The organism is Polyangiaceae bacterium (genome assembly GCA_020633205.1).
Taxonomy (GTDB): Bacteria; Myxococcota_A; Polyangia; order Polyangiales; family Polyangiaceae; genus JAHBVY01.
The window spans coordinates 142,978-164,632 of the sequence record JACKEB010000021.1; the positions used below are offsets into that span (position 1 = coordinate 142,978).

Here is a 21,655-nt window from a genome sequence, read left to right on the forward strand (position 1 = left end):
GCACGGGCTAATCATGCGACTCGCCGTCATCCTCGCTTCCAACTACGACCAAAACCCTCGCGCTACACCTCGACCCGGCTGCGCCCTCGATGGGGACTTGATGGAGGATCGCCTCGCGGAGCCTGATGCGCGCTTCGCGCTGGAGCGGGTGATTCCGCGGCGCAAGCTCAAGGGGCGGCTCGAGCGAGCCTTCGCTGGAACGGAGCAAGGCGACACCTTGCTTTACTTCTCTGGCTACGCCCGGCTGAGTGAGGGTGATGCCAAGTTGGTCTTGGATGACCCTCGCGGAGGCGTGTTCTCCGTCGGGAAGCTGAGCGAGGTGCTGGCGGCGCGCGCCGGCGGTCGCCTCGTGGTGTTCGAGCTAGTCTACGAAGAAGACGACGAGAATCCGACGCTCGGGATCGATCTGGTCGATGCCGTGCGGCAAAACCTGGCAGAAGCTCCGGACGTCAGCCTGTTGATCTCAGCGCGACCGGCCGTTGCGGGACCCCCTCAACCCAGTCTACTCACCCGGCTCTTCTTGCTCACCCTGGAGCGGGCGGAGAGCGAACGTCGGGCTCTCGACGCAAAGTCGCTTTATGACCGCATGCGAGAGGATCCCGCATTCGCGGAGCTCAAGGTCGTCGGCTTCTTCCCCGCGCGAGAACACGTCCTTCAGGTCTTGCTGGAGCCGCGGAACTCGGAACGACCGCCAGCCAGCGCTGGCGATCTCGCTCCCATCAGTGAGGCGCCCAAGAGCTCCGGCCGCCTCGGCAAGCCGCCCCCCAAGCCGACGGGACGCAGCAACCCGAACATGCAAGCCGTCTCGCCGCCTAGCTCCCAGAGGCCGCAGTCCATACCGCCAAGCTCGGGGCGCCCACAGTCCATGCCACCCTCGTCCGCTCCGCTCTCGGTGCGCCCCAGTGCGCCACCGCCCCCGGACCCCGCCGAGCTTCTTGCCGCAGGGCAATACGACGCCGCGCTCGTCGAATACAAGAAGCAGCTGCTGAAGCTCGGTAGCAAGCGGGGACCGGATCATGCTCAGGTCTACCTGGGTATGGCGCGAGCGAAGGCTGGACAAGGCAAGGCCGAGGAGGCGCTGCACAACTACGATAAGGCGCTCACCATCACGCCGCTGGACGCAGTGGCGTTCTCCGAGGCGAAGGCGTTGGTGCTCGCGGGGGGAGATATCCAACGTCTGAGCGACTGGGTGCGGCGCCGGGCGGAGCAGACCGACGACCCTCACGTGAAGAGCATGAGCCTCGTGGAGCTCGGTAAGATCTGGCTCGAGCATCAGGACCCGCGCAAGGCCGTCACCGCCCTGGAGTCAGCGTGCGCGGCCGACGCCGCCAACGCTTCCGCTTATCTGGAGCTGGCGTCCGCTTTCAGTCAGCTCGAGAGACCCGCCCAGGCGATTCGTGCGCTGACTACGGCGGGCGAGGTAACTCTCGACCACGAGGAGCAAGCGCGCATCTGGATCCGTGCGGCAAAGCTCGCAGACTCCGAGCTCGAGGGTGGGGAAGAGGTGCTCGAGTTGTGCGGGCGCGCGCTGGAGGCGGACCCAGCTGCCCTCGAGGCGCTGGAACTCATGAGCAAGGTGTTGGCCGGCAGACGGCGCTTCGGCGACCTGGCGAAGGCGTATGAAGCCAGCCTCGAGCGCATGCCTCGGGGCCCGGTCAGCTTCGAGCTGGCGAAGCGTTTGGGCCTCTTGTATCGCGACGAGCTGGACGAGCTCGAGGGCGCGAAACGAAGCTTTCAGCGCGCCCTCGAGTGCGACCCGACGGCGCTCGACCTGTACTATTTCGTCAGCGAACTCTACGAAGCGGAGCAGCAATACGTGCCGGCGGCCCGCCAGTTTCAGATTGCCGCACGGCATCACCCTCGCAATGCCGATGTGTATCGTCGGGCGTTGTGGCTATTCGAGAAGGCTGAGGATGTCGACGCCGCATGGAACGCAGCCATCGCCCTCGAGACGCTAGGTGAAGCGGACATCAACGAGTCGTTGCTCGCGACCGAGCACCGCCCCGACGGCGCGATCACGCCGAGCCGTGGATTGACGCCGGCCCGCTGGCAGAGCACGGCGCTAGGCTCCGCGAATGTAGGGGAGGCCCAAACGAAGCTCGATGCCGTCTTCGCACGGCTCGAATCGGCCGCTCTCCGGCTAGCGACCGAGCACAGCATGCGTATGCCGTGGCTCGATGGCGCTACCAAGCAGGATCCAGAGAGCACGGCCACGCTGGTGCGGGCGCTTGGCTGGGCCTCCCGCTTGCTGGGTGTGGACGCACCGGAACTTTGGATCCGCACGGATTGGCAACAGAGCTTCGGCTCGGAGATTGGCGTGCGCATCCTACCGAGCGCCAAGGGCGTGGAAGGTGCCCTCGGACAGCCCCGGGTCTTGGCCGCTCAAAAGCTGGGCTCCGGACTCGGTCCCGCTGAACTCGGCTTCGTCTGGGGTCGCACCCTGGCGGGTCTCGTGAGTCCGTTCGAACTGGCGGAGGTCTATGCCAGCGACGCTGAGCTGGCTCACCTGCTGTTGGCTGGGCTGAACCTCGGCGGCGCGACGGGCATCGACGTCGATGACCAAACAGAGGCCTTCGCTGAGCGTCTGGAGGAGCTGCTCGACGATGACGGCATGGCGGACTTGGAAGCCGCCGTAGCGGAGCTGCCGATCAAGCAGGTGAGCCGTCTGCTCGCCGAGTGGCGGCGGCGCTTGGCGTTTGGGCGAAGCCGGGTTGGGCTGTTGCTCGGCGGAGATCTCGAAACGATTCAGGGCCTGGTGGAGCGGCTCCCGCTGCCCGGGGCGTCCAGCGAAGAGATCTTGGACGACCTCAGGGCGTTCTCCATTTCAGAGCCCTACCTGAGCTTGCGTCAGGACTTGGGTATCGCAGTGGCGTGAACCGCCCCTCTTACTCGAGCGTCAGTGCGTGGCGGGCGACATGTTCTGGCACTCGTAGGCGCCGAGCAGCACGAACTGGCGCGCGCACTTGATTTCGATCAGCCGCTGGCTCTGGCGAGACTCCTGAAAGCCGTAACTCTGGGAGAACGGCGTGCGCTCCTCTTTGACGACGTGCACGGTGCAACCGGGCTTGCCGCAAACGAGCTCCATCGCCTGCTGCTTGACCGCGCTGTTGTCACCAAAGACATTGAGCATGCCGAGCACGGTCACGCCGATCACCAGCGCAAGAAATACCATGCGGAATATGACGCGGGCGCGGCTACTCATGCTTCAGGCTACTTGGTGGTGGCGCACATCTCGAGCTCGAAGAAGGGCCACGCGATGTCCTTGGGCCAGTACAGACCGCAACCGACGTGGACCAAGTGCTTCTGCAGGATGCCGCGGTAGTAGGAGCCGTTGCGGATGTAGATGTCGCTGTCGGTGCGATCCTTGTCGCACTGCTCTCGGAGGTCAGCGCGAGTGGTGATCTCGAGGTAGATCAAACCGCCGGCCATGGCGGCCAAGTTCGCGATCGCCGGGGCAACGTCGGGATCCGGGAGGTACTGCAGGACGCCTTGGCAGATGACCAAGTCGTGGCGCTTGCGGTCGCGCCAACGGGCGATGTCCCGGTTCTGCCAGCCGTGCTTCTTGCACATTGCCTGGCTCACCTCGGTACCGATGTATTTGATGCCCTTCTTGTTCTTCTCGATCCACTGCTTCCAGTGGCCAACCCCTGCGCCGACATCCAGCACCGACTTGACCTTGAGGTTGTTGTAGTCAGCGAACGAAAACACGAAACTCGCCAAGTTGGCGTGCTCCTCCGCTGAGACGACGCGCGTCTTCGGATCCTCGTAGAAGCGATGGTAGTACGCTTCGTCGAAGCGACGGAATTGGTCCATGGGCTTAGTCTAGCCCGACCAAGTGGCCATTCTTCTACCCCCGAAAGCCAAAAAAGCGCCGCCGCGAAAGGCCCGGTGTACATTGCCAAGACCTTGCGCGGCGGAAACGCTCGCGGGAGCCGCCGAGCGGGAACAGCCGGGCGCTCAGAACTTGTAGTCGGCGTTGAGGTTGAGCACACCAATCGCCTGGCTGTACTTGCCGCCTGCGTCGGGGCCCTTCGACGGCGGACTCTTCCCAGCGAGCACCGACTTGCCCGTGGTGTCGCGAGAGAAGTAGATGACCTGGGTGTAGGACGTGGCGATCGCGAAGTCGTCGTTCACGTTGAAGCGTACGCCAACCACCGGGGTGAGCGCGTCGAAGTCCATCAGCGCCGGCTCGAGGTACTCGTCAGGGATCGCGTTGGACGCATAGCCAATCCCGCCAAAGAGCTCAGGGCCGCTACCTTGATCGAGGAAGTAGCTCGCGCCGGCACGCACGCCCCAGGTGTCCTTCCAGTGGCGGGGCTGGTTGACGGTGCCCACGCCGTTCGCGTCCGTTCCGTCTTCCTGAATATCGCAGGTCCCGCCGGGAGCGACGACGCAGTGGTCCTTGAGTGCGCTCCAGGTCTGGTAGTCCACGAAGAAGCGCAGCGCTACCGTCTCGTCGAGTTTGTGTTCGATACCACCGCGGAAAACATTCGGTAGGTTGCCGGTGAAGTCCGTGTCACCGCTGCTGCCGCCCGCCTGCGCGTCTTCTGGGCCGTAGACGTTGGTCAGCGTGCCCTCGAAGCGCATCTTGCCGTTGATGTTCGGTGCCGACTGCCAGGAGAGCCCAATCGCCGTCTGGTCGTTGGGGGCCCAGCGCGCGCCAACACCAATCGACCAATCCAAGCTCGTCGCGTCGAGGTAGGTACGGCCTTCACGCTGGATGTTGTCGCTGCCGTCCGCGTTTCGCGCACGTAGGGTCTGCACGAGGCTAATCAGCGCGTTGCCCGCGACGCCGATTGATAGCCCGGCGTCAGGGAAATTGTAGCCGACTCCCAGGCTCAGATACGAAGTGCGCAGCTGACCGTCGATCGTGTACCAACGTTGACCGCCATCGTAGAGGCCCTGATACTTGGGGTCGTTCTCGAACTTGTCGTTCTTGCCCCACTTGGCTGCGCCGCCGAAGGGCGTGAAGAAGCCGAGGGCGAGACCGAGATCACCCAGCTTGGTGGTGACGAAGGCTGACGGAGAAGGGATCACGTTGAACAACGTGGCCTTCTGGGTGTTGGCCTCGCGAGCGGTGTCTGGGTCCGTTGCGCCCGTTTGCTCCGAGTAGTCCGTTGGCGCGACCGTGTGCTGATAGCTTGCGGAGCGCCAAGCGGCGGTGATGTCGATGAACACGTGGGTGCCGTCGCTCGCAGCGAAGCCACCCGGGTTGTAATAGAGGCTGGTGCCGTTCGTGGTCATTGGGGTGCCGTGCTCACCACCGAAGCGCGCGACCGAGAAACCGGAAGCGTGGGCGGCCCCAGTGCTGAGCAGCACTCCGCTCGCGAGTGCCACCGCCGCGCCTCCCTTGAGGCACTTGCTCCGCCAACCCTGTCCCCGTCGCTGACTCATGCTGTCGACCCTTTCCAGACGGCTTTTGATGTGCCTCGGATGTCCACGGTGTCCCGTTTGGTGGTGCGCGCTTCCCGCGCAATAGTGGGGTACCGATGGACTCGAACGATGCGGTCCTTGCCTCCAACCCGGCGCGGACTGAGGAGCAGCTCCAGTTGCAGAACTACTCGCAATGACTCTTTTACCTAGATGTCGCGGAAACCTCCATGGGGTTTCGCCCGCGCAGCCCTGGAGAGTCAGCGGTCGCATCACGGGACTTCAACTCAGGGTCGCAGTCTGGCAGAGTCGGCGTGTGAGACGTCTCGTTAGGGGTTCGGTGGTTGCGCTGCTCACCGTGGCAGGTGCGCTCTTGGCGGTGAGTTGTGCTGATCCCGAAGGGGAGCTTCAGGCGTTCGCCGAACGCTGCACCGATCAGATCAACAAGGGCGACTTCGCGGGAGGCACCACCTGCGATCCCGTCAAAGGCGCGTGCGACTTCACCTGTGACAACCCCATGTCCGGGGTGGTGGACGGCACGTACTTCTTCACCCTGTCCGCCTCGATCGCTGACGATATTCCGCTGGTATTCCTCACCACGGTGACCACCGAGGACAGCGGAGGCGGCGCGTTGAGCATGACGTGGGAGATGCAGCCGCTGAACAAGGACGACCGCAAGACACCGGTCGGCTCGCCTCTGACGGTCGGTCCGTTCCCCATCAGCGGCGGTTCGATGTCCTACATCGCGAGCATCCTTGCGGTAGACGGCGCTGCCAACCCCATCAGCGGCAGTCCGATCGAGGCGAACGATCTCACCATCCTGTCTTGCCCCGCGGAGACGCGCGCCGAGCCCGGCGGCTTCTGCGAGATGGCAGACTTCTACTGCGGTACCATTCCTGTGGGCGCCGTGAGCAAGCCTGCTGCGCTGGACATCGGTGGCTCCACCTGGACCATGGTCCGCGTGAGTGGCACGGGCACGGATGACTACCCGGAGCCGCCTCCGATCAACTGCGCGAAGGACCCGGCCAAGTCGGTGAATGACCTATGACTCCCGAAGAGAAGAACATCGTTCGTTCCCTGATCGCCGTGGCGTGGGCCGATGGTGAGGTCGCGGCGCCCGAGGAAGGCGTGATTGACGGCTTTCTCGGCTTGTATGACGCCAGTGACGAAGAAGAGGCGGAGCTGAAAGAGTTCGCCAAGGAGCGCAAGACCCTCGACGACGTGCCCTTTGATGAGCTGGACGACGAGGGCAAGGAAATCCTGCTGAGCAACGCCGCGCTCTTGAGCGCTGCGGACGGCAAGACCTCCGAGAGCGAGCAGAAGTTGCTCGACGAGCTGGTCAAGCGACTGAAGCTCAACGAGGCTGAGGCGAAGCGCATCATCGCGAGTGCCCGGGATGGCGCCATCGCAGTGGGCAACCGGCTGCTCGAAGACGCCGACTGAGTTGCCTCTTACGTATCCAAGCCGCACGCTCGTCCAGCGTGCGGTCGCCTGGGTTTCAGTCGCCTCGGTTCCAGTCGCCTGGGTCACAGGCGTCGGAGCCGCCGCGCTGATTTTCGCTGGGTGTGCGTCACCGCAACCCGAGGCGAAGAGCGCACCGACCATCGCCATCGACGAAGTCGACTCCGCGGACGAGTCCGACATGGAGTATCCGGCGACGCCTAGCGCTCCAAACAGCCAAGCTCCGCGTGCCGACGGCTTGGTGATTGACGATCTCGAGGTCGGCACCGGGGACGAGGTCGTCAGCGGAACCACGATCGTCGTTCACTACGTGGGGACCCTGACCGATGGCAGTGTGTTCGACTCATCGCGGGAACGCGCTAGGCCGTTCTCCGTTACCATAGGGAAAAACTACGTGATCCGGGGCTGGGAGGAAGGGCTCTTGGGAATGCGAGTGGGCGGGATCCGCCGGCTCACCATCCCTCCTGAGCTCGGCTACGGGGCCAAGGGGCACCCGCCGAAGATCCCCGAGAACTCCACGCTGATCTTCGAGATCGAGCTGTTGGGCGTCGAATAGCCCGGCGAGCCAGCCCCTCCTGCAACAACGTTTGTCGAGAGGCCGACCTCGGGCTAAGAGGCGGCCATGTCGACTCTGCGAATCCCCGACCACTTGCGATTGATTGGTGGTCTGAGCCTGGTCCTAGGTGTGTTTCTGACGACGGCGTGCGACGACAAGGTGCCAGAGCCTTCGACCGTCGAGCGCAAGACGGCGCTCACCGCCACCGCGCCACCCAAGGACGTGACCGGCGGGATCACCGAACTCAAGAAAGAGGACATCAAGGAGGGCACTGGGCCCGAGGTCAAAGACGGGGACACCGTGAGTGTGCACTACACCGGCACGTTGCTCGACGGCACCAAGTTTGACTCCTCGAAGGACCGCAACGAGCCGTTTGAATTTACCGTGGGGAAAAGCAGCGTGATCAAGGGCTGGCACGAAGGCTTGGTCGGCATGAAGAAGGGCGGCACGCGCAAGCTGACGATTCCCGCCGCCAAGGGCTACGGAAAGGCCGGTAGCCCGCCCACGATCCCCCCGAACGCGACGTTGGTATTCGAGATCGAGCTGCTCGAGATCAAGTAGCTCACGCGGCGTCCACGCAGCGCGCTAGCTGGCGCTGCGTGGGTAGCTCCCGAGCACCTTGAGCATGGCAGCGCGATCGGTCAGCGCCTTGATCGCTTGTTTGACGTTCTCGTCGCTGCGATGGCCTTCGAGGTCGACGAAGAACACGTACTCCCAGAGCTTGCCCGCAGGTCGCGACTCGATGCGTGAGAGGTTGATCCCCGCGTCGTCGAAGATCTCCAGGCTGCGCCGCAGGGCACCCTGCTCATGGGGTGCAGAAAACACGATGCTCGTGCGGTCGCTACCCGTGGGGGGCGCGTCTTGCTCGCCTATCACCAGGAAGCGCGTGGCGTTGTGCTTCTTGTCTTGAATATCCGCGCGGAGAATTGTTAGCCCGTGGAGTTCCGCCGCGAGGCGCGAGGAAATCGCCGCGCTACCTGGCTCCTCCGATGCGAGGCGTGCAGCGGCTGCGGTCGACGAACTCAGCACGATTTCTGCGTGGGGCAAGTTGGTGTTGAGCCACGCGCGACACTGCCCGAGGGGTTGGGGGTGAGTGAACACCTTGCGGACGCTGGCAAGCTCTGGCGAACGCGATACGACGCAGTGGGCGACCTCGATCACGATCTCCTGGCGGATCCGCACGTCGCTCTCGATCAGGCTGTCCAGAGTGAACGTCACTCCGCCTTCGGTGCTGTTCTCGATCGGGACAACGCCATACGTCACCTCTTTGCGCATCACGGCGTCGAAGACCCCAGCAATCGTCGAGGTGTCGACGTAGCGCATCGCAACGCCGAACGCCGCCTTCGCCGCCATGTGGCTGAAGGTCCCCGGAGGGCCCAGATAGGCAACGGAGAGCGGCTGTTCCAGTGCGAGGCACGCGCTGATTACCTCGCGGAATACCGGCCTGACAGAGCGCGCCGGGAAGACGGCGGCAGGCAGCCCCTCGAGCGCTTGCTCCAGGCGCTCGAAGACCTTGGTCTCGCGTTCTGGGTCGTGGATGGCTTTTCCGCTGCTGCGCTTTAGCTCGCCAGCACGCAGCGCGAGTCTCGCGCGGCGGTCGAGCAGCTCGAGGAGCCGCAGATCCAGCGCGTCGATGTGCGCCCGGACCTCGCTGACATCCAGAGCCTCAACACCTGATTGGTCCGCGTCGCTGGGTGAATCCTCGGGGCCCGACATGGGTGGCTAGTTATCACCCCCGAGGCGTTGCTTCAGCCTTCTTGCCGCTGGTGCTCTTCAATCGCAGTGCGAATCGCCTCTGCGGCGTGGAGTCGAGCGGCGTCCGACCAGCCAAGCAGGGACGCCGTGGCGTTCACGACGGCGACCCAAGGATCGGCCTCCGCGTACAGCTGACGCACGATCTCGAGCACGGCTTCAAAGGGCGTCACCTGGCGCAGCCGGGTGGAGAGGCCTCCGTAGAGGATCTCCGCACAATCCCTGATCGCAGGCTCCAGCACTGGGCGCTGGGTCTCACGAATGGCGCGATGCGCGCGGCGCACCATATGAGCCACCCGGACGATGCGTGCGTTGGAGTTTTCGAGCGCCGAATAGGCGAGGGCGGCGCGCTGAATCCGGAGCTGCGCAGTGTGGCTGGCGCGGCCTTTGGCAATCGCGCGTTCGAGGCGCACGGATAGCTGACGGGCCTGGAGCATCCACTCGGGCGCGTCGATCGGTAGACGGGGCAGGGCGTGCACTCCGTCGAAGTCGTCGTTCGGCACCGAGATCGGATCCTCCGATGGCGGCGCGATGGGCGTTTCCGTGCGTTGGGAGAGCTGAAGTAGCTCCTCATCCGGCCGCGTGAACGCGGTCTCGAGGAGTGAGCGGCCGGACTCGCGCTCGTCGTCCTCATCGCCGAACATGCGTGCGGTGTCGAATAGGTGTGAGCGCGGGGTGTCCATGGTGGCTACCTGAGCGACTCAGGCAGTCTTCACCATAACCCGAAAAAGTCGCCTATCTCAGGCCAATCTCTGGAGTGGAAGAGCTCGGTGGATGATCGAGCACCGCGATCCGGATGGCTTGTGCCGCGTGAGCGCGGGAGGTACCCGTCCAGCCCAGCAGCGAGCACGTCGCGTCGAGCACTGCGGTCCACGGATCGGCTTCGGCCTTCATACCGCGCACGACTTCTACAACCTGCTCAAACGTCGCACTTCGCAGCACATGCGCGGGCAACGCGTTCCACAGGACTTCGGCGCAGTCGTTCACAGCCTCCGCCAGCTCGGCGCGCGGTGTGTTTCGGATCGCCGCGTGGGCGCGCTGGGCGATGTGGCTCACGTGAGCGATCTCCGCGTCGCTCGAGCCGTTGAGTTCCCACGCGGCCCACGCGCGTTCGATGCACGCTTCTGTCGTGTCACTGACGTTCTGCGCTCGAATGGCCGCTTCCAGCGCGAGGGCCATGCGTCGCGCGCGTCGCATCCAGCCAGGGGCATTTCGCGGCAAGTCCCCGCCGAAATCTGGAGCCTTCAAGGGACGCGCGGGGGTGCGGCGCCCTGGGGGGGGATCCGTGCCGTCGAGCGCCTCAGCCGCGGGAGGGAACACAGCGGTGACCTCCTCGACGTCGGGCTTGTTGCCGTCGGGCAACGCGCCCAGGTCCTGAGCCGACACTTCGGTGCGTGCGGTGCGGCGGCGCTTCTTTGGCGCCTTGGCGTCTTCGGGCTGGAGCCGGACGGTCTCGAAGCGCCCCTTGGCGCGCTCTTCTGGAGAGAGGTTGTTGCGGTCGAACTGTGGAGGAGTCTTGTGAGCCACGAAGTGCGGTCAGAATACACGAGAGTGTGCGTGCCTGGGGGCAGGTGATTTGCGTCGTCGTGGGGGGCGCGTACGGGCCACAAAAGCGCAGCGAGCCTTCACCGAATCGGTGAAGGCTCGCGGCTCTCGGTTTGGCGTCGGTTATGCCCCTCCCAGGGGCGAACTGCGTCCGACGCCTGACCGGTTCTACTTGAGCATTTCGGTGAACTTCTGGAGCTTCATGGCGAGGCCCATGTCGCCCTCGATCTTGAGCTTGCCCGTGAAGAACAGCTGCTGACCGTTGGCCTTGCCCTCAACCATGTCGACGTAGTCGCTGGCCGCCATCTTGATGGTGCACATCGCGTCGCCCTCGCCCTCGGTCACGCCGGGGTTGTCCTTGAGGTTGATGATCCAGGTGCCGCCGCCGTCGCCGTCCAGGACGAACTTGTACGTTGCGCCGATCTCTGCGGCCTTCTCCTTGTTCGCGCCAATCTTCTCGCCCGCATCGGCCATCTTCTCTGCTGCAGTTGCCATGGTATCTCCCTACTTTCTCGTTCGCGCCAAGCGACGCGATTGCTTGCTTGTGTGCGCCCGCAAGGGCGCGGAGTTTGGGTCGTGGCCAGAGACCACGAACCGTTCGACCGGCGCCTGAGCGCCGGAGGAGCTATGGGGTGCCGCTCATCTCTCGAACCGCCTCGACGAAGCGTTGATGACGACTCGTCCAAATCCACTTCACGAGCGCTCGCGCGCGCTCGGCGTCTCCGGCGCGGATTGCAGCCACTACGTGAACGTAGCCGTCTCCAATGGAGCTTGGGGAAACCCAAAGCGTTTCCAGGAGATGCGCGTACTTTTTCAGCAATCCCCTGACGCTGTTCATGAGCAGCCGCGGGACGAGATTTTTGGCGGCGCCCGCGAGTGCCCAGTGAAAATCGAAGTCGAGCCACAACAGGCGACTCAGTGTGCTCTCACCGCGCATCTTGGACACGACGCTGTCCAGGATGCGCAGATCCGTTTCCGTGCGGCGTTCGGCCGCCAATGCTGCCAAGTCGGCGCTGAGCATCAGCGCGGTCTCGAGCAAATTGTCGAGCACCGTGGTGTTGACCACCCCGTCCTCGCTCAACACCAGGTACTCAATGACGTCGACCGACGCATTCTGTGAGTAGTCGAGCACCAGGGTGCCAGCGCCGGGCCGCCGCTCGATCAGCCGCAGCTGTTCGAGCTGATGCATTGCTTCCCGCACGGTAAAGCGGTTCACGCCGAGCTCTTCCGCTAGCGTCAGCTCGGGCTTCAGCTTGTCTCCCGGGGCGTACGCGCCACTCAGGATCTCCCGCTTGAGCTGTTCGGCGACTTGCTCAGCCAGGGTGCCGCCGGACTTACCAGCCCCTCGACCCCCTCCACGCTTGACCTCTCGGCCTCGCGTCGCTCCCCGTGCGACTGCTGCCACACCGGCCGTTTAGCGACGAATTGTCCAACAATCAACCAAGTTTGTTGGACAATTTGGTTGTCGTCGCCTCCCGGAACAGCGAACTATTGAATCTCCAACGGTTTTTGGGCCGTCCTTCGGCGCCTTGAGTCCCGCTTGCTGGGCGCAAAATCGAGCGAGGCTGCGTTTCCGCAGCCTCGCGATCGATTTCGAAAAGCTAGGGACTCAGGTCCCCGACGGCGCTGGAGTTGGCGCCGGGCGAGCACCGAACCCGCGAGCCGGCGTGGTGGCCGTGGGCTCAGCGGTGGCGGTGGCCGTCGGATCGACCGTGGCCGTGGCCGTGGTGGTGGCCGTCGTTTCGGCCGTGGCGGTTGCGGTGGCCGTGCTGGTGGCCGTTGCAGCTGGAGGCGCGCTGTTTGCGGGCGTGTTCTCGATGATGCACCCGGCCAAGCCAACGCTTGCAGCCAATCCAATACACAGAAGCTGAATTCTCATGAAGTTTCCCCTTCGCACCCGCACGTTTGCGGTTTGAGCACGCCGTGAGACGAGGCGGAGCATATCAGTATTCGGAGTCTTGGCGCGCTTGCTCGCAGAGCAAACCGCACTTGGGCATGCTTCGCGCGCTCCATCAGCGCCTCATCGCCTCATACGCTCGGGGTTTGGCCGTCTTCCGCCGATCTTGCTAGCCCCTCCAATCGTGAGGTGGATAGTCACTACGGTTGCGTTGATTGCTGTGGGCTGCGGGGGGGCGGAGCCAACGGTTGGGGCGCCGACGCACGCGTCGACTGCGCCTGAGCCAGGTGGCACCTGGAGCGCCTCACCCCCTAAAAAAACGTCCGTTCCTGCGACGGAACACACGGCGGATGCCGCCGCGGCGGCCAGCTCGCCTGTCGAAGGTGCCGCTGCGGCGTTTCTGAAGGGGCAGCTGCATGTGCACAGCGCCGGCTCCTACGACGCGCGAGAGCCCGCCGAAGAGGTGCTGAAGTTCTATGCAGAACACGGGTACCGCTTCGTCTCCATAACCGATCACAATCGGGTGACGATTGCTCCGTCGCCATCGGATGATTTGCTGGTCTTCGCCGGGGCGGAGCTGACTCAGAATGCGACGGAGTGCGAGCCGGCGGCTTCCCCTGGCTTCCGCTGTCTTTTCCACACGGGTGCGGTGTTTCTCCACGGAGTCAGCGACGCGCAGGAGCTGAAGTTACCGTTTCAGGCGGGGCGCTTCGCCGCCTACGACGCCCAGTTGGGGTTGGCGGAGAAGCTCGGCGGGATGGGGATGATCATGCATCCAAACTTTCACTTCGCGGTGGATGCGCGGCTGCTCGCGCGCCTGGTGCGTGGGGGAGCGAAGTTCTTCGAGGTGTCGAACGCGGCCCTCGACTCGCAGCATCCAGGCGGGCATGAGCGCGCCGAGACCCACGCCGAGTCGCTGTGGGATGCGGTGCTAGCGGAAGGTCTAGTGGTCTACGGCGTCGCGACCGACGACGCACACCACTTCTCGGAGGCCGACGCGCGTCGCAAGCAGATGAAGAGCGCGTACACCGGCGACCGCGGCTGGGTGCAAGTGTACGCAGAGCCCAACGAGGCCAGCATTCGCGGGGCGCTCGAGCGGGGCGACTTCTATGCTTCGAGCGGTGTGGAGCTGAACACGCTGGAGCGGGATCCGAAGCATTGGCGCGTGGAAATCAAAGCGAGCGAAGGTGAGCAGTATGAGACGCGCTTCATCGGCAGCGGCGGCAAGCTGCTCCGAAAGGTCGCTGGGGCGACCGCCGAGTACGATCCCCGGGGAGACGAAGGTTATGTGCGCGCGGTCGTGCGAGACACTCAGGGACGCAAGGCCTGGCTCCAACCCCAGAGGCTCACGCCATGAGGCTCTTCGTCTATGGTTCGCTCAAGCGTGGCTACCAACACGCGGATGAGCTGAGCGGTGCGCACTTCCTGGGTGCTGCGCGCACCCTCGATCCCGCGTGGTTGTTTCAGGTCGACGACTACCCCGCGTTGGTCTTTCCGTCGGCGCAGCCCGGCTGGTTGGCGACGCCGGATCCAAGCGCCGGACCCGGGTACATCACGGGTGAAGTGTTCGAAATCGGCGAAGTCCTGCTAGCGCGCCTGGATCGCTTCGAAGACGTGCCACAGCTCTATCAACGCCGGATCATCTCCGTAGCCCTGGAGGCGGGAGATCGCGTGCTGACCAGCGAAACGTATGTGATGCGTGCCGAGCAAGTGGAGGAATTCAGCCAGCGGGGCCGCGTGACGCGCTTGCCGCGGCGGACTTGGTAGCCTGGAACCAGGCCAACCTTGGCCTCGCCGGTGTACGATGTCTGACTGGTGAAGCCGCCTTTCGATCGAGACCGCGGGTCCGCGGGGTTCAGCGATGATGCCGTCACGATAGTGAAGGACGTCGACACCTGGAAGTCGTCACCCACGCTGCGCACCGAGGTGAACCCGGTCGACCCGAACCCGGAGCCGCCGACCGACGAAGGGTTCGAGGAGCGCTACGACCTCGTCGACGTGCTGGGGGAAGGCGGCATGGGCGTGGTTCACCTGTGCAGCGATCACCGCATTGGCCGAGACGTGGCCATGAAAGTGATCCGCGAGGATATGGGGCAGCGGGCGAGTCTGCGCGCGCGCTTCTTCCGTGAAGCGCGGGTCCAGGGACAGCTCGAGCACCCGAGCATCGTGCCCGTGTACGATCTGGGGAGCACCGGCACGACGGCGTACTTCACCATGAAGCGCGTCAACGGGCTCACCTTGGAGCGGATCTTGGCAGGGATCCGTGCAGGGGATCCGGAGATGATCGAGCGCTACTCCCGGCGCCGCTTGCTGACCGCCTTCAGCAGCGTGTGCCTGGCGGTCGCTTATGCGCATTCCCGAGGCGTGGTGCATCGCGACCTCAAGCCAGCCAACATCATGCTCGGTGACTTCGGTGAGGTCATCGTGCTCGACTGGGGGCTGGCAAAGCTCCCCGAGGTCGAAGAGCCGACCGGTGGTCGCGTGCTCTTGCCTGCCTCTGACGATCCTCAAACCAAGGCGGGGAGCGTACTCGGCAGTCCAGGCTACATGCCCCCGGAGCAGATCCGTGGCGCCGGCTCCGTCGATTTCAAGGCAGACATCTACGCTCTCGGTGCGATCTTGTTCGAGCTCGTCACGTTCCAGCAGATGCACCGCGGCCACACCATCGACGAGATTTTTACCTCCACGTTGATGGGCACCGCTGGGCGCCCTAGCGCGCGCGCTCCCAATCGTAAGATCCCTAGGGAACTGGACGATATCTGTCAGCGCACCACGGCGCTCGACCCTGCGGAGCGCCCCGAGGCCCGTGAGCTTCACGAAGCGATTGAACAGTTCCTAGATGGTGCCCGCGACGACGAGCGCCGCACAGCGCTCGCCAACGTGCACGCCCAGTCGGCGCAAGTAGCTCTCACCAAGAGCGCGCTAGAGGACGACGCCGAGCGCGGCTCGGCGGAGCGGTCCCGAGCGCTGCGGGAGGTGAACGCCGCGCTGGCGCTGCAGCCCACGCATCAAGGCGCCCTAGCGACGCTGATCAGCTTGCTGGCGGATCCGCCTCGCCACATGCCCCCGGAGGCTCAGGCGGAAATCGACCAGATCCTGCAGCGCGACCGAAAACATTCCGCGCGGAATACAGCGATGGCATACGCTGGGTGGTTGTTGGTTTTGCCGTTCTTGCTCTACTCCGGGGTAAAGAGCTGGCTCGCGGTGGCGATCTTGATGGGAACGATGGCGGTCTCCGTGGGGTGGTCCGTGTTCATGACCCAGCGTCCGCGCCTCGACACTTGGCACGGGGCGGTCGGACTCACGCTGACGTTCTTGTCGATCTCTGCGACCAGCGTGCTGTTCGGGCCCTTCGTCGTGTTGCCAACCCTCGGCATGATGGCGTTCCTCGTGTACCTGATGTCTCTGCGATCCGATGCGACCCTGCGTTGGATCGTGTTGGTGCTCGCGATAGGCGCCGTGCTGATCCCGGTCGCGCTCGAGTTTTCGGGTGTTCTGCCCCGCTCCGTAACGCTGGACTCTCACGGTCTGCACATCACGCCCTGGGCGGTCGAGATGAGCGGGGGACTCGTGGTGTTCGGGCTCCTGGTCTTCCACGTCTTCGTGATGGTCGTTGCCTATCAGCTCGCCTTGCGCAGCGTGGACGCGTTCGTCGCGGCCGAGCGCAGCTTGTTTCTCCACGCTTGGCAGCTGCGCCAGCTGATCCCTGACGAGGCCCGAGACGGGCGACTCTCACACGTCGAGCCCAAGCCGGACCCGGTCTCTTCCCGCTAGGCCGCGCCCCTCGGCGGCGCACGGCTCCCAAAACTCGGCTGAAAACTTCAGTTTTTTGGCCCAAATCCTCGGGGTTGTGCATGTGGACCCCATGAGCCGAGTAACTACCCACGTGCGCTACCTCGCCCCCATCCTGGCCAGCGCGGCACTGCTTGCCTGCAGCGGACCGGATTTTTTCGGGGGGGGAGAGAGCAGCGGAAAGAAGGACCCAGGGCTCAGCAAGGTCAAGGCGGAGAACGGCGGCGCTGAGCTACCTGCGGAGGAAGACTGGTCTCAAGTGCCGGTTCCAGCGGCGGACAACCCCAAGCTCGCGCCGATCTCCATGCTGACTCCTGTCTACGCAAAGCCGAGTCGCAGCGCGACCGCGATTGGCTACCTGCGGGCAGGGGCGCGGGTTGCGCGCTCGAAGGATCCGGTGACCAAGCGCGACTGTAAGGGCGGGTGGTACGCGGTTCGTCCCGTTGGGTTCGTGTGTGCCGACAAGGACTCCGCGACCACCAACCTCGAGCATCCCATCGCGCGCGCCCTACAGGTCGAACCGAATCAGAAGCGCCCGATGCCTTACGCCTACGCATTCCTGCGGTCCATCGCGCCGAACTACCTCCGCGTGCCGAGCAAGCAGCAGATGTTCGAGTACGAAATGCGCCTCGCGCGCCACCTGCGAAGCTATCGCAAGCTGCACGAGAAGTGGGACGCGCTGGACGTCGGCGCCAACGACGTGCCTCTGGACGAGAAGGGCGTCGCGATTGGGGCGATACCGGACCACGCCACGCCCATGGACATGAGCGAACGCTACGGCGGAGACGGTCACGACGAGGCACCGTGGTGGCTCCAGGGCGATCGCAAGATCCCGAACATCAGTCACTTCAAGGCGCCGGACTACGCGGTCATCGCGGACCGCGTCCGGCGGCACGCTGGTGTCGCGTTGATCGGGACCTTCGTCGCCGGCGAAGGGGAGACCGAGCGCCGCTATGCGATCAGCACCGACGCGCGCTTGATCCCTGCGGATAAGCTCAAGGCGGATAGCGGTTCGCCGTTCCACGGCTACGACATCTCGAGCGTCGGGCTACCGGTGGCCTTCGCCCGTAAGGCGGGCGCCACTTGGTGGGACGTGAAGGGCGGGAAGCTGGAGAGGGGCGAGCGCCTTGGCTGGCGCGAGTACATCGCGCTCAGCGGGAAGGTGGAGCGCATCCAAGGCGTGCGCATGGTGGAGGCTCGCAACGGACGCTGGCTGCGATCCGAGGACCTGAAGACGGCTGCGAAGCCCCGTAGCCTGCCGAGCTGGGCACGCAAGGGCCGCAAGTGGATCGACATCTCGATCGTCAGTCAGACGCTGGTGCTGTGGGAGGGTGACAAGCCGATCTACGCGACCCTGGTCTCCACAGGTCGCGATGGCTTGGGCGATCCGAAGAAGACCCTGAGCACGCCGCGTGGCACCTTCAACATCTATCAAAAGCACGTGACCACGACGATGGACTCCAACGTCGCCGACCACGAGTTCGAGCTGCGCGACGTACCGTGGGTCATGTACTTCAAGGGAGGCTACGCGATTCACGGAGCGTACTGGCACGACGACTTCGGCCGCTCGCGGTCTCACGGCTGCGTCAACGTGGCGCCGATCGACGCGCGCTTCGTCTTCCAGTGGGCGACACCCAAGGTTCCCGAGCACTGGCACGCCGCCTACGCGGGTGAATCCTTCGAGGACGGCACCCTAGTCCACATTCACAAGTGATTCTGGCGCCGAAGCCTGGAGTGGACCCCTGGCAGTTCTGAAGCCACCTGGTACGCTCCGAGCGCAGAATGCCCCAAGTGCGAGCGAGCTGGCCGAAACTCACCATGGCCCATGCAAAGCAGCTCCCCGACGCGCAGCGCGCCGCGGTGTGGGCGGCGGTTGGTGACACGCGGCGGGTCGTGCGGGACGCGCCGCTCTTGGCTTGGATCGACGCCGAGGTGCAAGTCGCCGTCTCGGAAGGCCTGCTGAGCGCCCTCGGCAACGCGCAAACACAGCAGTTTTGGCACTCTTTCATGCTCGAGGCTTTCGGGCGCTCGTTGCTCAAGCCGGTGCGCCTTGGCGCCCGCGCCCTGTATGGCGGAGGTACTCTCGGCTACCTGCGGATGGCACCGCGAGTCCATGATCTCGTGGCTCGCGGCTGTGGGGAGATGACCGTCGAGGGGGCCGAGCTCGACTCTCGCGGGAGCGCTATCATTACTGTGAGGAAAATGCCCGCCTTGCTCGGCAAGAGCGAGGCATTCTCCTTGGCGTGGTGGGGCGCGGCGGCTGCGGTGTTCGACATCTCCGAGGTTCGTGGGGAGACGCACCTGGACATCGGTGAGCTGGGCAAGGGGAGTGTGCGCCTGGATGTGGAGTGGAGTCCGCGGCGCTAGTCACGCCGCGAGATCGCGCTGTGATTCCCCGCGCACCGCGAACCAGCTCTCCGGCATGCTGGCGAGCAATAGGTCGGCTACGCTGACCATCTCGAAGCCACTCTCTCGAGACACCTCTTCGGCGAATAGCGACGCGCGAAAGCTGCGTGCGATCACCAGTGCGCTGGGCCAGCGCTGCTTCAGCCAGATGGCGGCTCGCAGGTTGGTCGCGTCGTCGCCTGAGCCAACGATAATCACTGGCTGACACAGCGAGAGCTGGTGGCTCTCCTCCAAGCCGCGCCAAAGTCGGGGATCCTTGATGTCACCCTCGACTACCGAGCGCTCGTAGCCTTCGGTAAAGCCAACCTGCTCTGCGAATTCACTGCAGGCACGCTCGGCGTTGGTGTCCACGATCAGGCAGCGATCGAAGCTCTTCGGCGCGCGTTGTTGCAGCTCTTCGAGCACGGTCTGCCCAAAGCGTCCGAAGCCTGCCAGCACCACGCGATCTCGGGGAAGCGTTTGCTTGAAGTGCTTCAGCATGCGCGTCTCGACCAGGTGACGGGCGGCGATCTGGTGGGCATTGAACGTCGCGCAGGTGCGGGCCACTAGCGTGTGGGCCATCCCCAGCATGAAGCGCAGGTCGGAGACGTGAACGATGATGCGGCCTTCCAGCCCTGGCGCCAGGTTCAGCACCCGCGTTGCCGCGTCGAGGTTCGAGAAATCGTTGTCGCTGAGCAGCACCACCCGCGCGGCGCGGTCAAGGCGGATGCGCGCTAGCACTGCGCTGCTCGAGATGTCGCCCTGTACAATTTCCGCGCGGTATATTTCTCGCGCCTGATCCGAGAGCGATTCCCCGATGCGTGGGTCCACCACCACCACCGGCACTCGCGGTTCCAGTTTTCGCAACCGCTTCAGATAGAGCATTGCGAGGCGGCTCGAGCCGCTGATCACCACATGCCCGCGGAGTCTTCTGAGGCGCCAAGACTGAGGCTCGAGGACCTTCAGGACGCCCTCGATGACGGCGCTGGCAGTGATGGCTGGCGCGACGAAGTACACCAGCCACAGGAGGTCTTGTCCCCAGGCAGGCCCGCCGCGTGGCATTCCGAGATCCAGCCCGCCCAACACGAACAGCCCAATCGCGTAGTACAGACGAGTCAGGACGCCCGCACTCGAGACCCCGGGCCGATCCGTCAGTTCCACGCCGCTCGAGAGCGCGATGAAACCTGCGACGAAGGTGAGCAGCAGGAGCCCGCCCCGCCAGCCCACGGGCTTGCTTGCGCGCAGCCGATCCAGCCAAGAGCTTCGAATCAGCTGCCGGAGCCGCGGCGAGGTGCGTGAGCTACCCGGTTCCGCCCGTGAACTCGGCGGCGCCACGGGCAGTGCGCCGGTGCCGAGAGCCGAGCGACCCGCGCTGGAGAACTCACCCGCCATCGGCGCGGAATCACCCGCAGGGTGTTCTGCGCTGGAGTCGCTGACGGGCATCGCCGGGATACTATCGCACACCGTCCGCAGGCGTGGCAGATGACGCAGATCCTAGCCGTTTCCGAGCGCGTGCCGTCTGCCTCGAAGAATCCGCTGCCAACAACACCGCCGGAAAAGCCGCGCGGGAAGAATCCGCACGCCGATGAGTGAAGCGATGAAACTCTGTGCGCTTGTCCCCACTCACCATCGCGGATGGAGGAGTGCGCGTGATAAAAGAACAGGTTCCGATGCGCAGCACCGGGGGACACAGCAACTGGGATCGAAGTGGGCAGACGGTAGGGGACCGCTACCGTCTGTTGCAGGTGCTTGGCCGCGGCGGGCAAGGCGTCGTGTACGAGGCTCAGGACCAGCGCTACGGCGACTTGGTTGCGATCAAGGTGCTGAACGACACACTGACCAAGGACCCGGATTTCCGCGAGCGAATGTTCCGTGAAGGACGGGCCATGACTCAGCTCACGGGCACCGCTGCGGTGCGCGTCTTGGATCAGGTGTGGTCCCCGGATGGCGCGCTGTGTCTGGTCATGGAGCGTCTCTATGGCCTCGAGCTCGACGACTTGCTCACCCAGCTCGATAAGCGTGGACAGCGCATGCCGGCCCAAGCCCTGTTGGAGATGCTGGGACCCGTCGTGTCCACGCTCGAGCGCGCCCATCAGCTGGGTATCGTCCACCGCGACCTCAAGCCCGGAAACATCTTCTTGATCGACGACGCCCACGGCGGCGGCGTGCGGGTGCTGGACTTCGGGTTCGCCAAGTTCGTGCGCATGCGAGGCTTCACAGCCGACGGGACAATCGCTGGCTCGCCGACTTACATCGCGCCCGAAACCTGGAAAGGCGGCAAGATTGACGGGCGGGTCGATGTCTACGCGCTTGGTGCAATCGTCTTCCGCTGCCTCACGGGGCAGCCTCCGTTCGACAGCAAGAACCTCGGGGCGCTGCTCGTGGCGGTCACCGAAGGGGAGCGCCCAAGTCTGCATCAGCTCCGCACGGATCTAAACCCGGGCATCGACTTCTGGGTGCAACAGGCGTTAGCTGCCAATCCTGACGAGCGTTTCTTGGGGGTGAGGGCGCTCTTCAACTCACTGAAAAGCGTACTCGCTGCCTGAGCCGGTTGGCTCGCCGGTTAGGACGCCCGCCGATCCCGGCCCCTGGCTTCGTTTGGGCTGCGCTTCCGGTGCTCAAATACTCGAGTATGTTCCGCTCCGGTTCTCGCCCAAGCCTCGCCAGGAACCGGGCTTGACGGGCGGTTTGGCGGAGGGGTTGCGGCGAGTACTGGCTGCCTGAGCCGGTTGGCTCGCCGGTTAGGACGCCCGCCGATCCCGGCCCCTGGCTTCGTTTGGGCTGCGCTTCCGGTGCTCAAATACTCGAGTATGTTCCGCTCCGGTTCTCGCCCAAGCCTCGCCAGGAACCGGGCTTGACGGGCGGTTTGGCGGAGGGGTTGCGGCGAGTACTGGCTG

21 protein-coding genes are annotated in these 21,655 nt (G+C 64.6%); 11 read left to right on the plus strand and 10 right to left on the minus strand.

The annotated features are described in order from the left end of the window. Positions 1-13: 13 nt before the first annotated feature. Positions 14-2,875 carry a hypothetical protein gene (locus H6718_33210; protein MCB9590317.1) on the plus strand — a complete coding sequence of 954 codons (2,862 nt, stop codon included), beginning with the start codon at positions 14-16 and terminating at the stop codon, positions 2,873-2,875. 21 nt (positions 2,876-2,896) lie between these two features. Here the strand turns inward: H6718_33210 and H6718_33215 are convergent, their stop codons facing one another. The 3 genes from H6718_33215 to H6718_33225 form a co-directional block, all read right to left on the minus strand. Beyond that, a complete protein-coding gene (locus tag H6718_33215; protein ID MCB9590318.1) occupies positions 2,897-3,202 on the minus strand; it encodes a hypothetical protein in 306 nt (101 codons plus the stop codon). 8 nt (positions 3,203-3,210) lie between these two features. Then, entirely contained in the window at positions 3,211-3,813 is a 603-nt protein-coding gene (locus H6718_33220; protein MCB9590319.1) for a class I SAM-dependent methyltransferase, read from the minus strand. 144 nt (positions 3,814-3,957) lie between these two features. Beyond that, entirely contained in the window at positions 3,958-5,394 is a 1,437-nt protein-coding gene (locus H6718_33225; protein ID MCB9590320.1) for an outer membrane protein transport protein, read from the minus strand. A 292-nt stretch (positions 5,395-5,686) separates the two neighbouring features. Between H6718_33225 and H6718_33230 the strand changes: the two genes are divergently transcribed. From H6718_33230 to H6718_33245, 4 genes are all read left to right on the plus strand, one after another. Next, entirely contained in the window at positions 5,687-6,418 is a 732-nt protein-coding gene (locus H6718_33230) for a hypothetical protein (protein MCB9590321.1), read from the plus strand. Next, positions 6,415-6,813: a TerB family tellurite resistance protein gene (locus tag H6718_33235; GenBank protein ID MCB9590322.1), complete on the plus strand. Its 399-nt coding sequence runs from the start codon at positions 6,415-6,417 to the stop codon at positions 6,811-6,813. The genes H6718_33230 and H6718_33235 overlap by 4 nt, the downstream gene beginning before the upstream one ends. Positions 6,814-7,012: 199 nt before the next feature. Further along, positions 7,013-7,387, plus strand: coding sequence for an FKBP-type peptidyl-prolyl cis-trans isomerase (locus H6718_33240; GenBank protein MCB9590323.1), 375 nt, complete (start codon positions 7,013-7,015; stop codon positions 7,385-7,387). Positions 7,388-7,453: 66 nt separating this feature from the next. Next, positions 7,454-7,948, plus strand: coding sequence for an FKBP-type peptidyl-prolyl cis-trans isomerase (locus H6718_33245; GenBank protein ID MCB9590324.1), 495 nt, complete (start codon positions 7,454-7,456; stop codon positions 7,946-7,948). Positions 7,949-7,972: 24 nt separating this feature from the next. Here H6718_33245 and pheA read toward each other — a convergent pair whose 3' ends face one another. From pheA to H6718_33275, 6 genes are all read right to left on the minus strand, one after another. After that, on the minus strand, positions 7,973-9,103 hold the full coding sequence (gene pheA / locus H6718_33250; GenBank protein ID MCB9590325.1) for a prephenate dehydratase: 1,131 nt from the start codon (positions 9,101-9,103) through the stop codon (positions 7,973-7,975). A 32-nt stretch (positions 9,104-9,135) separates the two neighbouring features. After that, the gene (locus H6718_33255; protein ID MCB9590326.1) at positions 9,136-9,822 is read right to left on the minus strand and encodes a hypothetical protein; all 687 of its coding nucleotides are present in this window, start codon (positions 9,820-9,822) and stop codon (positions 9,136-9,138) included. Between the two features lie 52 nt (positions 9,823-9,874). Beyond that, positions 9,875-10,666: a hypothetical protein gene (locus H6718_33260; protein ID MCB9590327.1), complete on the minus strand. Its 792-nt coding sequence runs from the start codon at positions 10,664-10,666 to the stop codon at positions 9,875-9,877. 186 nt (positions 10,667-10,852) lie between these two features. Beyond that, entirely contained in the window at positions 10,853-11,179 is a 327-nt protein-coding gene (locus H6718_33265) for an SCP2 sterol-binding domain-containing protein (protein ID MCB9590328.1), read from the minus strand. Positions 11,180-11,309: 130 nt separating this feature from the next. Further along, positions 11,310-12,089 (minus strand): FadR family transcriptional regulator, encoded by a 780-nt coding sequence (locus H6718_33270; protein ID MCB9590329.1) that lies wholly within the window; start codon positions 12,087-12,089, stop codon positions 11,310-11,312. A gap of 204 nt (positions 12,090-12,293) precedes the next feature. Next, on the minus strand, positions 12,294-12,563 hold the full coding sequence (locus H6718_33275) for a hypothetical protein (protein ID MCB9590330.1): 270 nt from the start codon (positions 12,561-12,563) through the stop codon (positions 12,294-12,296). A 202-nt stretch (positions 12,564-12,765) separates the two neighbouring features. Here H6718_33275 and H6718_33280 point away from each other — a divergent pair, with 202 nt between their 5' ends. The 5 genes from H6718_33280 to H6718_33300 all read left to right on the plus strand — a co-directional run bounded on the left by H6718_33280 (position 12,766) and on the right by H6718_33300 (position 18,740). After that, positions 12,766-13,938: a PHP domain-containing protein gene (locus tag H6718_33280; protein ID MCB9590331.1), complete on the plus strand. Its 1,173-nt coding sequence runs from the start codon at positions 12,766-12,768 to the stop codon at positions 13,936-13,938. After that, positions 13,935-14,348, plus strand: a complete 414-nt coding sequence (locus H6718_33285; protein MCB9590332.1) for a gamma-glutamylcyclotransferase — start codon at positions 13,935-13,937, stop codon at positions 14,346-14,348. The genes H6718_33280 and H6718_33285 overlap by 4 nt, the downstream gene beginning before the upstream one ends. Positions 14,349-14,396: 48 nt before the next feature. Further along, on the plus strand, positions 14,397-16,355 hold the full coding sequence (locus H6718_33290) for a protein kinase (protein ID MCB9590333.1): 1,959 nt from the start codon (positions 14,397-14,399) through the stop codon (positions 16,353-16,355). 91 nt (positions 16,356-16,446) lie between these two features. Beyond that, positions 16,447-18,087: a L,D-transpeptidase gene (locus H6718_33295; GenBank protein MCB9590334.1), complete on the plus strand. Its 1,641-nt coding sequence runs from the start codon at positions 16,447-16,449 to the stop codon at positions 18,085-18,087. 68 nt (positions 18,088-18,155) lie between these two features. Continuing rightward, positions 18,156-18,740, plus strand: a complete 585-nt coding sequence (locus tag H6718_33300; protein MCB9590335.1) for a hypothetical protein — start codon at positions 18,156-18,158, stop codon at positions 18,738-18,740. Here the strand turns inward: H6718_33300 and H6718_33305 are convergent, their stop codons facing one another. Next, positions 18,741-20,201, minus strand: a complete 1,461-nt coding sequence (locus H6718_33305; GenBank protein ID MCB9590336.1) for an NAD-binding protein — start codon at positions 20,199-20,201, stop codon at positions 18,741-18,743. It lies immediately after the preceding gene. Positions 20,202-20,407: 206 nt separating this feature from the next. Here H6718_33305 and H6718_33310 point away from each other — a divergent pair, with 206 nt between their 5' ends. Next, entirely contained in the window at positions 20,408-21,304 is an 897-nt protein-coding gene (locus H6718_33310; protein ID MCB9590337.1) for a serine/threonine protein kinase, read from the plus strand. Positions 21,305-21,655: the final 351 nt, after the last annotated feature.

What these genes read in the sequence shown, in the direction of transcription:
- H6718_33210 (MCB9590317.1), top strand. Translation starts at nt 14, where the DNA reads ATGCGACTCGCCGTCATCCTCGCTTCCAACTACGACCAAAACCCTCGC.
- H6718_33215 (MCB9590318.1), bottom strand. Translation starts at nt 3,202, where the DNA reads ATGAGTAGCCGCGCCCGCGTCATATTCCGCATGGTATTTCTTGCGCTG.
- H6718_33220 (MCB9590319.1), bottom strand. Translation starts at nt 3,813, where the DNA reads ATGGACCAATTCCGTCGCTTCGACGAAGCGTACTACCATCGCTTCTAC.
- H6718_33225 (MCB9590320.1), bottom strand. Translation starts at nt 5,394, where the DNA reads ATGAGTCAGCGACGGGGACAGGGTTGGCGGAGCAAGTGCCTCAAGGGA.
- H6718_33235 (MCB9590322.1), top strand. Translation starts at nt 6,415, where the DNA reads ATGACTCCCGAAGAGAAGAACATCGTTCGTTCCCTGATCGCCGTGGCG.
- H6718_33240 (MCB9590323.1), top strand. Translation starts at nt 7,013, where the DNA reads ATGGAGTATCCGGCGACGCCTAGCGCTCCAAACAGCCAAGCTCCGCGT.
- H6718_33245 (MCB9590324.1), top strand. Translation starts at nt 7,454, where the DNA reads ATGTCGACTCTGCGAATCCCCGACCACTTGCGATTGATTGGTGGTCTG.
- pheA (MCB9590325.1), bottom strand. Translation starts at nt 9,103, where the DNA reads ATGTCGGGCCCCGAGGATTCACCCAGCGACGCGGACCAATCAGGTGTT.
- H6718_33255 (MCB9590326.1), bottom strand. Translation starts at nt 9,822, where the DNA reads ATGGACACCCCGCGCTCACACCTATTCGACACCGCACGCATGTTCGGC.
- H6718_33265 (MCB9590328.1), bottom strand. Translation starts at nt 11,179, where the DNA reads ATGGCAACTGCAGCAGAGAAGATGGCCGATGCGGGCGAGAAGATTGGC.
- H6718_33275 (MCB9590330.1), bottom strand. Translation starts at nt 12,563, where the DNA reads ATGAGAATTCAGCTTCTGTGTATTGGATTGGCTGCAAGCGTTGGCTTG.
- H6718_33285 (MCB9590332.1), top strand. Translation starts at nt 13,935, where the DNA reads ATGAGGCTCTTCGTCTATGGTTCGCTCAAGCGTGGCTACCAACACGCG.
- H6718_33295 (MCB9590334.1), top strand. Translation starts at nt 16,447, where the DNA reads ATGAGCCGAGTAACTACCCACGTGCGCTACCTCGCCCCCATCCTGGCC.
- H6718_33300 (MCB9590335.1), top strand. Translation starts at nt 18,156, where the DNA reads ATGCCCCAAGTGCGAGCGAGCTGGCCGAAACTCACCATGGCCCATGCA.
- H6718_33305 (MCB9590336.1), bottom strand. Translation starts at nt 20,201, where the DNA reads ATGCCCGTCAGCGACTCCAGCGCAGAACACCCTGCGGGTGATTCCGCG.